Source organism: Microbacterium sp. 13-71-7 (assembly GCF_002257455.1).
In the GTDB taxonomy this organism is placed as follows: domain Bacteria; phylum Actinomycetota; class Actinomycetes; order Actinomycetales; family Microbacteriaceae; genus Microbacterium.
The window spans coordinates 1-11,513 of sequence record NZ_NCKN01000130.1; the positions used below are offsets into that span (position 1 = coordinate 1).

Sequence of the window (11,513 nt, forward strand, 5' to 3'; positions counted from 1 at the left end):
CATCCCGGCACCGCGTACGACGATCCGGAGCTCGGCAAGGATCCGCAGCCCGCCGACATGAGCGGCTACGTGAAGACCACCGACGACAATGGTGGCGTGCACCTCAATTCGGGCATCCCGAATCGCGCGTTCGCGCTGTTCGCGGTCGAGCTCGGCGGCTACGCCTGGGAGGCGGCCGGCTCCGTCTGGTACCGCGCGCTGACCGGCGGGCTGCCGGCATCGGCGTCGTTCGCGCAGTTCGCGAAGGCGACGATCGCCGAGGCGGATGCGGTGAGTCCGTCCACGGGCGACGCCGCGCGCACCGCGTGGGCGTCGGTCGGCGTGATCAAGGCGACGGGCGATGAGCGAGCCGCCGGCTGATCCGCCCGTCGGGATCCCCGTAGACTCCGACGCCGCCGGAGAGGACGGCGTCGCGATCCGGGTCGCGCGCAGCGGCGGCATCGCCGGGATGACCCGGCGGTGGAGCGTGCAGCCGACGGGCGGAGAGGCCGCGCACTGGATCGTCCTCGTCGAGCAGTGCCCCTGGGATGAGAAGCTCCCCCGCGGAACCGGGGCGGATCGCTATTCCTGGCGGATCGAGGTGCGGATCCGCCAGGAGCGTCACGAGCAGGTGATCCCCGAGGAGCATCTGCGCGGCCCCTGGCGCACCCTCGTCGATGCCGTGCAGGAGGCGGACTCGGGGACGGCGCCCCTCTGATCGTCGCGCCGTGACGGCACCCGGGAAGGACGCACCCACGCCGGGTGCACCCCCGGGCGGCCGCCGCCTAGGAGCGCCGGGACATGACCCAACGGCGGCGGAGCCTGTGCAGCAGCGGCATGACCCCGTAGATCACGATGGGAACCGCGATCGTGACGGTGATGATCGTGCGGGGCACCACGGGGATCCCTGCCATCAGCGGCCCCAGCAGCAGGTTGATCGCCAGGAGGGTCGGAGTCACGGCGATCCAGATCATCAGGGCGAGCGTGTGCTGACTCGGTGGCCGGGGCGTCGCGGGTGCGATGGGGACCGCGGGTGCGGCTGAGCCCGCCGGAGCCGTGGGAGCTGCGGCGGCAGGGACAGTTCCCACGCCGGCGGGGGTGGATGTGCGCTTCATGCTGGTTCTCGCCTCTCGGTTCAGCGGGTCTCGAGGAGTTCGCCGCGGATGTCGTCGTCGACGAGATCCGCATTGACGTCCATCGCGACCGCGTTGGCGTGGCCGGCGGCGGTGATCACCTGTCCGCGCGGGTCCACGAGGTTCCCGGTGACCCAGACTCCGGGCACGGAGGTGCGCCCCGAGGGGTCGAGGTGCGCGAAGCCCCCGTCTTCGACCACGCCGCCGAGCGCCGCGACGAGCGCGGTGCGGGGGCGGGACTCCGGCCGGAGGAACACCGCATCGACGGGGATCACGTCCCCGCTCTCGAGCCTCACTCCGCGGAACCGCTCCCCCTCGAGGAGCAGCTCCGCGATCCGGCCGTCCTGCACGCGGATGCCCCTGGCCTCTAGCAGGCGCGCGTCCTCCTCCGAGATCGTGCTCCCGTTCGCGAGGTACGTGAGATCGGACGCCCACTGCCGGAGCAGGAGCGCGTGTCTCACGGCGCCGGGGACGCGCCCGAACACGGCCAGGGATCCGTCCCCGACCTCGTAGCCATGGCAGTACGGGCAGTGCAGGAGGAAGCGCCCCCAGGCCTCGCGGGCCCCGGGGATGTCGGGAAGCACGTCTTCCACACCGGTCGCGAGGATGATCCGACGCGCGGCGATCTCAGCGCCCTCCTCGATCGTGAGCACGAATCCGTCCCCGGCGTCCCCCGTCGCCGACGTCACGGCCTGCGGAACCAGGCGCACCCCGTAGGAGGCGATCTCCTCGCGTCCGATCTCCAGAAGCCGCGAGGGTGCGAAGCCGTCGCGGGAGAGGAAGCCGTGCATGTGCGCGGCGGGGGCGTTGCGCGGTGCGCCGCTGTCGAGGAGCACGACGGAACGGCGGGAACGGGCGAGGACGAGCGCGGCGCTCAGCCCGGAGGCCCCGCCTCCGACGATCGCGGTGTCGAACAGTTCTCGGGCCATGAGCACAGGCTTTCAGGCGCCCTCCCGTTGCGGCAATCGTCCTTGCGGAAACTGCAAGAAGCTGGTGTTCTGGTCCGGTGAACACGAACGCAGATCTCGCGGCAGCCCTGGACGGGATCGGTCCCCGCCTCCAACGGATCCGCACGGGCCGCGGCCTCACCCTCGCCGAGGTCGCGGAGCTCGCCGGCACCTCCGCCAGCACCATCTCGCGCCTGGAGAGCGGCGTGCGCCGGCCCGGCCTCGAGCTGCTCTTCCCGCTCGCCCGCGCCTACGGGATGAGCCTGGACGATCTGATCGGCGCACCGGAGTTCGGGGATCCGCGCGTGCAGCTGCGCCCGCGGCGCCGGAACGGGCGCATCGTGATCCCACTGAGCCGCAACCCCGGGGGCGTGAAGGCGTGGAAGGTCGTGATGCCCGTCGAGGACGGCCCCGGCGCTCTGCGGACGCACGACGGATCCGAGTGGATCTACGTCCTGAGCGGGCGGATCCGCCTGATCGTCGGCAAGAGGGACCTCGTGCTCGGCCCCGGAGAGGTCGCCGACTTCGACACCCGCACCCCGCACTGGTTCGGCGCCACGGGCGCCGCACCCGCGGAGATCCTCAGCCTCTTCGACCGCAATGGCGCCCGCGTGCACATCCTCGAGGCGGGTGACGACGGCGACGAGGCCACGGCTTCGTCGTGACGTGCTGTGCGCTCAGGCCTCGGGTGCGGGCGGCATCGGGATCGCGACGGTCGTCGCGGCGGTCGGTGCGCCCAGCCCGAGCGCGAGCGGATCCGCGACCGGCGCCTCCGGCAGATCCGTCCCCTCGTCCCTGTCCAGCGGCTCTCCGGGCAACGCCGCCCAGGTGGCCTTCTCCTCCGGCTTCTGCGTGAACATGCCCATGCGTCCATTGTGCGCCCGCCGACGCGGTGCGGCGTCGCGTGCCGGTGCGGATCCGCGAGAAACCAGATCCTGCACGGGACACCAGCCCTGGAGCGATGTCCCGTGCAGAATGTGGTGTCTCACGACTCCCCGCTCCGTGCGGGGCCTCACCCCCGCCAGAGCGTCGCCCTGGCCGACACCCGCGGGGCGTCGGGCACGAGCACGGCGAGCACGCGGACGAACGTCGTCATCCAGACCAACCCCAGCCCGACGGCGATCGCCTCGAGCCCCGTCGAGGAGTACAGCCTGACCGGGATGTGCAGCAGCACGGCCGCCGCCAGCAGCACGCCGAGTCCGATCGTGGCGATCAGCAGCGCGCGCGGCGGCCCGGGCAGCGCCTTCGTCGACATCGCGGCGGCGAGCGCGAACAGCACGAGCGTCCCGATCGCCGCGATCCAGTGCACCACCCGGTTGAGCCCGATCGGCACGAAGCCCACGACCGCCAGCGCGAGCCCGGTGGCGCCCCAGAGGGCGACCACCACGGCGATCCCCCGGAGGGCGCGGTCGCCGCGCAGCCGGTGCAGGTCGCGGCCGATGTAGGCGCCGACGGTCGCGAACAGCAGCCCCGCCACGACGAGCGTGCCGTTGAACGCCCAGCCGCGGGCGCCGAGGCCGAGCTGCGAGAAGTTCTGCTGCCACCACAGCGGATCCGCCGCCGTCGCCATGGCGAAGAGCGTGCCGATCGTGAGGAAGCCGAACAGCAGGGCGGCCAGATCCCGCGTGCGGATGCCCACCCCCGCGGTGTACGCGAAGCGTCCGCCGATCGCCGACGCCACCCCCGCGATGAGCGCGCCGCCCAGAGCCGGCGTCGTGAAGTCGTGGAGCCCCGCGCCGAAGACGACCCCGCCGAGCAGCACCCCGAACGCGGTCACCGCCGCGAAGGCCACGGTCAGCGCGACCCCCGACGCATGCGAGATCGCCGCCTGCCACGGCGGCATCTGCTGCGTCTCGCCGCGGCGGTGCTGCACCGTGCTGACGACGAATGCGGCTGCCGCGACGATCCCGGCGATCACCGCGACCGGCTGGCTCAGCGATCCGGGTCCGGTCAACGCACGGGGCGGCCCCTGCAGCGCGAGGAGCCCGGCCACGGTGCCGAGGGCGGAGCAGAGCGCCGTCGCCCACACCATCCGCGTCTCGTCGTGCAGCCCCCGCGAGGTGTCCATGCCGTCATCGAACCACGCCCCGCGGACACTTCGCCGCACCGCGCCCGCCCGGCGCCCGTGCCAGCGCCCACCCCAGCCCGCACCCGGCGCCCGCCCAGCGCCCGCCCGGCGCCCGCGCCGCACTCGCGCCCGCGCCTTAGTCGCGCCGCCCGCGCACACGCTCCCACTCTCCGAGTCGTCCCCGTCAGCGGACGCCCTGGGGTCCGCTCACGGGGACGACTCGGAATGGTTGGGGGGGGTCAGCGGCGGGCGGGGCCGCCGTGCATCTCGCCGCGGAGGGGCCAGCGTCCGTTGTGCTGGCGGAACTCGTTCGCGCGCAGCAGCGGCGAGATGTCGAACAGGCGCGGATTCAGACGCAGCCGCGGACCCGACGATCCGCGCACCGTGAGCCGGAACTGCCCGCCGGACGCCTGCACCGAGAAGTCGGTGATGTCGGCGTAGGCGATCACGGCCTCGCGCCCCCACACCGTGCGGAACGCGATCTCGTCGACCCGCGGCTCGACGTAGAAGTTGCGGTACATCACCAGGAAGCCGACGCCGGCGAGGGCGATCGCGACGGACGCGATCCGCAGCGGCCACAGCATGCCGTCCGCGTTGTCCTCCGTGAAGGAGGCCAGCCCCATGAGAACCCCGACGGCCACGAACAGGGCGCCCACGAGCGGGACGAAAATCGGCATGCGCTGTCGCACAGGACCCACCGAACGGCGCCCGCGCATCCTCGACACGGCGGCCGCCACGAGGATCAGGACGGCCAGCACGATGAGGACCTTCACCACGACCGCGGACACTCCTCGAAGGTACCGCGTCGCAGGCATCGCCGACGCCCGCGCCCCAGCCCCACCGAAGCCGGCGCCCGCCGGAGCCCCCGCAGGCCGGAGCACGCCCCCGCCGGCGCCCGCCGGAGCCCGCGCACGCCAGCCCCTCGCCCGCCGGAGCGTGCGCAACGCAGGAGATCCCGGCCGGATCCGCTCCCGAGGCGGGAGGGGCGGCCAGGATCTCCTGAATTGCGAACGCGGTCAGGCGAGGACGAGGTCCTCCATGCGGGCGTACGAGGCCTCCATGCCGTCGACCATGCCGGTCGCGAGGATCATGTCGCGGGACTCGAGGTCGGGGTACTCGACGAGGAGGGTGATCAGCGTCGCGCCGTCCTCCTCGTAGAGGTTGAGGTCGTTCAGCGTGACCGGGCCCTCGGTGCCCTGCATCTTCTCGGTGGTGACGGCGCGGCGCGGAGCGTCGACGAGCAGCGCCTCGCCCTCGAAGCCGAACGCCTGCCCCGGGGTGTCCCCGACCGGGGCCCAGGAGCTGCGATAGGTCTGACCGGGCTCGGTCGCGACCGTGCACTCGGTCATCTCCCACCCGTCGGGCCCGAGCAGCCACTGCCGCATGAGCTCCGGCTCGTGGTGCGCGCGCCAGACCAGGTCGCGCGGCCCCTCGACCAGCCGCGTGATGCGCACGTGGGTGTCGTCGAGCAGCTCGACGCGGGTGCCCTTGCCCTGGGCGTAGTCGCGCAGATCCTGCAGCACCGCGTCCAGCTGGCTCATCGCCATCTTCGTGCCCTCGATCACGCCCATCGCGACGACCTGCTCGAGCGCCTCCGCGGACTCGAAGTGGCTCGTGCCGACCATGCGGGTGCCTTCGGCGGTCGGCGAGAACTCGAGCGTCATCCGCATCGCCGGGAACTCGGCGATGGGCTCGCCCGCGTCGTCGACGAACGAGTCGAGCACCTCGAACAGCGTCGGCGCCTCGATCCGGGTGAACTCCCAGCGGCCCGACGACTTCTCGCCGCGCGGACCGTCGAGCCGGTACTGCGCGATGCCGCCGACCGTGTGGTCGAAGGCGGTGAAGGTGGCCGGCCATCCGGGCGGGCCCCAGAAGCGCTCGAGCTGGCGCGGGTCGGAGTACGCGGCCCACACGCGCTCCACCGGAGCGGCGAAGTCGGCGTGGATCGTCAGCGTCAGGTTCTCGGGATCGGTGGTCACATCGGTGACAGGCATGTCACCCTCCTTCTGTGTCGGTCAGTCGGCGGATCCGCGCGGAGCAGATCCCGGGTCGGAGTCGGGTTCGGCGTCGGTGCCGGATTCCTCGGCGAGCAGGTCGTCGAGGCGGGAGACACGGCTCCGCCACAGGTCTTCGTAGCGGGCCAGCAGCGCCCGGGCGCGCGCGATCATCTCGGGGTTCGCGCGGACCAGCCGCTCGCGTCCCTCGGCGCGCTTGACGATGAGCTCGGCCGCCTCGAGCACGGCCACGTGCTTCTGCACCGCCGCGAACGACATGTCGTAGTCGCGGGCGAGTTCGGACACGGACTGCTCGCGGGCGATCGTGCGGCGCAGGATGTCGCGCCGCGTGCTCGCCGCGAGGGCCTGGAACACACGGTCGGTCTGTTCATCGCTCAGTTCATTTCTTACAACCATTTGGTTGTAGATTACGGCGACCGGATCCGGGTGTCAAGGGGTTGATCGCAGAACGGCGGCGACCTGCCGTCAGATGAGCCTGAGCGGGAGGCCATAAGTCACCTCCCTTGACAGGTTGACTGAGCACACTCATAATTGAGCATGCTCGGATTAACGAAGAGCGGGAGAGCGAGAGAGCGAGAGATCACCATGCGAGCGTTCGTCTTCGACCGGTACACGCAGCCCGTCCACGAGGCCGATGTCCCCGAACCCGCCGTCGGCGACCACGACGTCCTGATTCGGGTGGACGCCGCCGGGCTGAATCACCTCGACGAGCGACTCCGTTCTGGCGAGTTCAAGGCGCTCCTCCCCTATCGGCCGCCCGTCACGCTCGGGCACGACCTGGCCGGCACCGTCCTGCGCACCGGAAGGCACGCCACGGGCTTCCGCGCGGGCGACCGGGTGTACGCGCGCCCCAGGGACTTCCGCATCGGGACGTTCGCGGAACGCATCGCAGTCGATCAGGCCGACGTCGCCCTGGCTCCCGCCTCGATCAGCACTGTAGAGGCGGGGGCGCTGCCACTGGTGGCGCTCACCGTGTGGCAGGCACTGGTGGAAGAGGCCGACGTGCAGCCCGGGCAGAAGGTGCTCATCCACGCCGGAGCCGGTGGGGTCGGAACCATCGCGATCCAGCTCGCCAAGCATCTCGGCGCCACCGTGGCGACGACGGTCTCCGGCAAGGATGCGGACTTCGTCCGCGAGCTCGGCGCGGACGTCGTCATCGACTACCGCACCCAGGACTTCGCCGCCGAACTCTCCGGCTACGACGTCGTCCTGGATCCCCTCGGCGGGGAGAGCGTCCTCCGGTCTCTGCGGGTCCTGCGTCGCGGCGGCAAGGTCGTGGGGATCTCCGGGCCTCCGACTCCCGCGTTCGCGAAGGCCGCAGGCCTGAACCCGCTCCTGCGCCTGGCGATCGCGGCGCTGAGCCGCAAGGTCCGCGCCGCGGCGGGAAAGCTCGACGTGAACTACGAATTCCTGCTCGTGCGCGCCTCCGGCGACCAGTTGCGACAGATCGCCCGACTCGTGGACGCCGGCATCCTCCGCCCCGTCGTCGGCGCCACGTTCCCCTTCGACCAGACCGTGCAGGCGCTGAGATCCCTCGGGACGAGCAGCATCCGCGGCAAAGCGGTCATCGACGCGTCGGCGCTGCCGGCATGACGCGCGCCCTTCCGCCCCTTCCAGCGTTCGCACCGATTCAGGAGCCCCTCATGAGCACCAGCAGCACTGCCGAACCCGTCATCACCTCCTACGCGAAGGCGCCGGCGAAGCCCGTCACCGTGGGCGGGAGCACCTTCGCCTACCGCGAGCTCGGACCGAGAGAGGAGATCCCCGTGGTCTTCTTCGTCCACCTCGCCGCGACCCTGGACAACTGGGATCCGCGCATCGTGGACGCGATCGCGAAGACCCGTCGCGTGATCACCTTCGACCAGCTCGGCGTCGGCGGCTCTTCCGGGCAGGTGCCCGACACTCTGGAGGAAGCCGCCGACGACGCGTACCGGTTCATCACGCGGGGGCTCGGCTTCGCCAAGATCGACATCTTCTCGTTCTCCATGGGGGGCATGATCGCCCAGGATCTCGTCGTCACGCACCCCGGCCTGGTGCGCAAGCTCGTGCTCACCGGCACCGGACCGCGCGGCGGGAAGGACATCGACAAGGTCGTGGGCGTCACGTACGGGGACATCTTCCGGTCGGTCATCACCCGCTCCGACCCCAAGGAGTTCCTCTTCTTCAACCGTGACGCCGCAGGCAAGAAGGCCGGCAAGGCGTTCGTGAAGCGCCTCAAAGAGCGCACCGTCGACCGCGACCGGCCGATGAGCAACAAGGGGTTCGGCCGTCAGCTCAAGGCCATCCAGCGCTTCGGCCGCTCCGTTCCCTCGGATCTGTCCGTCATCACCCAGCCGACCCTGATCGCCAACGGCGACAACGATCGCATGGTCCCCTCCGTCCTCTCCGAGGACCTGCACCAGCGCATCGCCGGGTCGCAGCTGATCATCTACCCGAATTCCGGACACGGCGGCGTCTTCCAGTACTGGGAGAAGTTCGCGCCCGTGGCCGCAGCGTTCCTCAACAACTGACGGCCCGCAGCCGCCTCGCCAAGGAGTCCCCATGAACAGCAGCACCGGCGCGAAGCCGAACATCTCGAAGCACTTCACCTCGTCGATCCTGCTGTGGGTGCGCACCGACAAACCCCGCCAGGAGAGCATGGACCGGTGGAAGGGCCCGCACTCGGGCATCATCGCCGCCACCCCCGGCCTGTTCGAGTACCGGCAGATCCACCTCGACGAGCACAACCCCGGCCGCTGGCCCGAGACCCCCGGCATCGAGACCGCGATCCCCGAGGACCGGCGCATCGACGGGATCGCGGAGGTCACCTTCGAAAATGCGCTCTCGCCCCTCGCCGGGCGGAAGCAGACCGCGCTGGCGTTCGAGGACGAGGTCAACATCTTCCGTCGCACGCTTCTGCACGCGGGCCCTCCCGGCACCTCCCGCTGGTACGACGTCGCGCCTGGCGAGAAGACCGGGTCGCGGGCGGTCCTCTACCTGCGCCGCGGCACGCATGAGGGAACGGTCGCGTTCCACACCTTCGTCAAGAAGGAGCTCACCCCTGCCCTCATCGCCAGCGGAATCCTCACCGAGTTGCGCACGCAGGTCTTCCTGCCGTGGAACGAGAAGACCTGGGACACCCCGAACGTCGCCCACGACAATCCGTCGGACCAGCATCTGCACGCCTCGATCATGCTCGGCTTCGCCGACGACGCGAGCCGCAACGCGTTCTACGCCGACCACGCCGCCCCGCTCACAGCCTTGCTCGCCCCGCACGTGGCCGCGATCCACGCGTACGACGTGACCGAAGCCCTCACCTACGTGAAGAGCAGTCGGATCCTCCCGCACTACGAGGACTGACCGCCGACGTCGCGCTCCGGGACAGGATCACCGCTCGGGGCGCGACATCGCGGGTGCCGACGGCGGTCATGACGGCGCCGGGCGGATCAGCAGGGAAGGATCGCCGCGATCTGCGCACGGACGGCGGCCACGATCCCCTCGACGTCACTGTCGACGTACTCGCTGGATGCCATCGTCAGGAACAGGATCGCGGAGATCACGTGCGCCAGCGTCACGGCCTCCGTCCGCGCGAGCCCGGTGCGCTGGGCGAGGACGCCGGCGGCCGCCTCCTCGGTCCTGGCGACGATGGCGAGGGCCTCGGCGTGATGAGGCTCGGTGGGATTGCCGAAGGCCATCTCCCGCAGATAGGTGCGGCCGTTGTCGACGTGGACCCGGTTGCACGCGACGATCGGCGCCACCAGCGCCACGACGGCGTCCAGCGCCGTGGACTCCTCCGCGGCAGCAGCACATCCGCGTTCCAGCGCGGTGGCGTAGTGCGCGTTTTGGACCAGCAGCAGCAGCTCGCCCTTGGTCTTGGCGTAGAGGAACAGCGTGCCGGTGCCGATGTCGGCCGCGTCGGCGATCTGCTGCGTGGTGACGTCGTCGACCCCGTGCTCGGCGAACAGGGCGCTGGCGGCGGCGGTGATGCGCTCGAGCTTGGCCTGCTTGTTCCGCTCGCGTCGTCCGAGCGGAGGGGGCGCGACTGACATCTGTGTCCTCCAGGAATAAACGGTGACTGGCCTCAGTTCTGAGTTTAGTCACGGTCGTGTGGGTTCGGATGTGCTCGCGCTCATTCTCCCACGCCGGTGCAGGACCACCCGGTCCCGCACCCGCCGGTGACGTCTCGTCCGTCGCAAAGGAAGTGCACCGATATGACCTCTCCATCCCTGTGGCAGCCGCTCACGCTGGGCCGACTCGAGCTCGAGCACCGTCTCGCGCTCGCCCCCATGACCCGCAACCGCGCGAACCCCGACGGCACGCCGGGGGACCTCGTCGCGGAGTACTACGGCCAGCGGGCGTCGCTGGGACTGGTGATCTCGGAGGGCACGCAACCGTCCGCGGACGGTCAGGGGTACCTGACCACCCCCGGGATCTATACCCCCGAGCACGTCGCCGGCTGGGGCAAGGTCGCCGACGCCGTGCACGAGAACGGCGGGCATCTGTTCATCCAGCTCATGCATGTCGGCCGCATCTCCCACCCGGACAACACCCCGCACCACCGCCGGCCGGTCGCGCCGTCCGCGATCTCCGCCGAGCAGGACATGTTCACCGCCGAGGGGCCGAAGAAAACGCCGGTCCCTCGAGAGCTCTCCGTCGCCGAGATCCAGGACGTGATCGGCGAGTTCCGCCACGCCGCCGCCTCCGCGATCTCCGCCGGTGCGGACGGGGTGGAGATCCACGCCGCCAACGGGTATCTGCTGCACCAGTTCCTCGCCCCCAACGCCAACCAGCGCACCGATGAGTACGGCGGGACGCTCGAGAACCGCGCCAGGTTCGTCGTCGAGGTCGCCCGGGCGATCGCGGACGAGATCGGCGCGGACCGCACCGGCATCCGCATCTCCCCGGCATTCCCGCTCGGCGGTCTCGACGAGGGCGACACGGAGGCCGTGCGCGCCCAGTACCGCTACCTCGTGGGCGAGCTCGCGAAGCTGGACCTCGTCTACCTGCACGTGCACCACCTCGGTGACGACGAGCTCCTCGCCTCATTCCGTGAGGTGTGGCCCACCGCGGTTCTCGTGGTCCGGTACGGACGCGAGCGCGACGGGATCGCCGCCGACATCGGCAACGGGCTGGCCGATATCGCCCCGCTCGGACGCTTCGCCCTCGCCAACCCGGACATCGTCGAGCGGCTGCGCACCGGCGCCCCGCTCAACGACCTCGACCCGGCCACGCTCTATGCCGGCGGGGCGCGCGGATACACCGACTACCCGACCCTCACACCCGCCTGACCCTCGACGCGGCCGGGGTCGGTGGCCCCGACGCCGACCCCGGCCGCCCTTTTCTCACCCCCGAGAACCTCACACCTCAAGGAGTTCCATCCCATGACTTCCCC

At 71.0% G+C, this 11,513-nt stretch carries 15 protein-coding genes; 7 read left to right on the forward strand and 8 right to left on the reverse strand.

Annotation, left to right across the window (positions count from 1 at the left end; translation table 11 throughout):
• Together B7X32_RS12915 and B7X32_RS12920 are read left to right on the forward strand one after the other, a co-directional pair.
• Positions 1-360, forward strand: a 360-nt coding sequence (locus B7X32_RS12915; protein WP_292720202.1) for a M4 family metallopeptidase, incomplete at its 5' end; no start/stop codon positions are given.
• Positions 341-697: a protealysin inhibitor emfourin gene (locus tag B7X32_RS12920; protein ID WP_292720204.1), complete on the forward strand. Its 357-nt coding sequence runs from the start codon at positions 341-343 to the stop codon at positions 695-697. The genes B7X32_RS12915 and B7X32_RS12920, both read left to right, overlap by 20 nt.
• Positions 698-764: 67 nt before the next feature.
• Here B7X32_RS12920 and B7X32_RS12925 read toward each other — a convergent pair whose 3' ends face one another.
• A complete protein-coding gene (locus B7X32_RS12925) occupies positions 765-953 on the reverse strand; it encodes a hypothetical protein (RefSeq protein WP_292720206.1) in 189 nt (62 codons plus the stop codon).
• A 161-nt stretch (positions 954-1,114) separates the two neighbouring features.
• The gene (locus B7X32_RS12930) at positions 1,115-2,041 is read right to left on the reverse strand and encodes an NAD(P)/FAD-dependent oxidoreductase (protein ID WP_292720208.1); all 927 of its coding nucleotides are present in this window, start codon (positions 2,039-2,041) and stop codon (positions 1,115-1,117) included.
• A 77-nt stretch (positions 2,042-2,118) separates the two neighbouring features.
• Between B7X32_RS12930 and B7X32_RS12935 the strand changes: the two genes are divergently transcribed.
• On the forward strand, positions 2,119-2,724 hold the full coding sequence (locus B7X32_RS12935) for an XRE family transcriptional regulator (protein ID WP_292720211.1): 606 nt from the start codon (positions 2,119-2,121) through the stop codon (positions 2,722-2,724).
• A gap of 12 nt (positions 2,725-2,736) precedes the next feature.
• Here the strand turns inward: B7X32_RS12935 and B7X32_RS12940 are convergent, their stop codons facing one another.
• The 5 genes from B7X32_RS12940 to B7X32_RS12960 all read right to left on the reverse strand — a co-directional run bounded on the left by B7X32_RS12940 (position 2,737) and on the right by B7X32_RS12960 (position 6,538).
• Positions 2,737-2,925: a hypothetical protein gene (locus B7X32_RS12940; RefSeq protein ID WP_292720215.1), complete on the reverse strand. Its 189-nt coding sequence runs from the start codon at positions 2,923-2,925 to the stop codon at positions 2,737-2,739.
• A gap of 146 nt (positions 2,926-3,071) precedes the next feature.
• Positions 3,072-4,127, reverse strand: a complete 1,056-nt coding sequence (locus B7X32_RS12945; protein WP_292720218.1) for a DUF998 domain-containing protein — start codon at positions 4,125-4,127, stop codon at positions 3,072-3,074.
• Positions 4,128-4,366: 239 nt separating this feature from the next.
• The gene (locus tag B7X32_RS12950; protein WP_292720221.1) at positions 4,367-4,915 is read right to left on the reverse strand and encodes a hypothetical protein; all 549 of its coding nucleotides are present in this window, start codon (positions 4,913-4,915) and stop codon (positions 4,367-4,369) included.
• 228 nt (positions 4,916-5,143) lie between these two features.
• On the reverse strand, positions 5,144-6,121 hold the full coding sequence (locus tag B7X32_RS12955) for an SRPBCC family protein (protein ID WP_292720224.1): 978 nt from the start codon (positions 6,119-6,121) through the stop codon (positions 5,144-5,146).
• Between the two features lie 21 nt (positions 6,122-6,142).
• Entirely contained in the window at positions 6,143-6,538 is a 396-nt protein-coding gene (locus B7X32_RS12960; protein WP_292720227.1) for a metalloregulator ArsR/SmtB family transcription factor, read from the reverse strand.
• A 189-nt stretch (positions 6,539-6,727) separates the two neighbouring features.
• Between B7X32_RS12960 and B7X32_RS12965 the strand changes: the two genes are divergently transcribed.
• The 3 genes from B7X32_RS12965 to B7X32_RS12975 are packed head-to-tail and all read left to right on the forward strand — an operon-like array spanning position 6,728 to position 9,481.
• A complete protein-coding gene (locus tag B7X32_RS12965; RefSeq protein ID WP_292720230.1) occupies positions 6,728-7,735 on the forward strand; it encodes an NADP-dependent oxidoreductase in 1,008 nt (335 codons plus the stop codon).
• 50 nt (positions 7,736-7,785) lie between these two features.
• The gene (locus tag B7X32_RS12970) at positions 7,786-8,652 is read left to right on the forward strand and encodes an alpha/beta hydrolase (protein WP_292720233.1); all 867 of its coding nucleotides are present in this window, start codon (positions 7,786-7,788) and stop codon (positions 8,650-8,652) included.
• A gap of 31 nt (positions 8,653-8,683) precedes the next feature.
• Positions 8,684-9,481 carry a strictosidine synthase gene (locus B7X32_RS12975; protein WP_292720237.1) on the forward strand — a complete coding sequence of 266 codons (798 nt, stop codon included), beginning with the start codon at positions 8,684-8,686 and terminating at the stop codon, positions 9,479-9,481.
• A gap of 86 nt (positions 9,482-9,567) precedes the next feature.
• Here B7X32_RS12975 and B7X32_RS12980 read toward each other — a convergent pair whose 3' ends face one another.
• Positions 9,568-10,170 carry a TetR/AcrR family transcriptional regulator gene (locus B7X32_RS12980; protein WP_292720240.1) on the reverse strand — a complete coding sequence of 201 codons (603 nt, stop codon included), beginning with the start codon at positions 10,168-10,170 and terminating at the stop codon, positions 9,568-9,570.
• 162 nt (positions 10,171-10,332) lie between these two features.
• On the opposite strand from B7X32_RS12980, the gene B7X32_RS12985 reads away from it, so the two are divergent.
• Entirely contained in the window at positions 10,333-11,409 is a 1,077-nt protein-coding gene (locus B7X32_RS12985; protein ID WP_292720243.1) for an alkene reductase, read from the forward strand.
• The last annotated feature ends 104 nt before the right edge of the window (positions 11,410-11,513 follow it).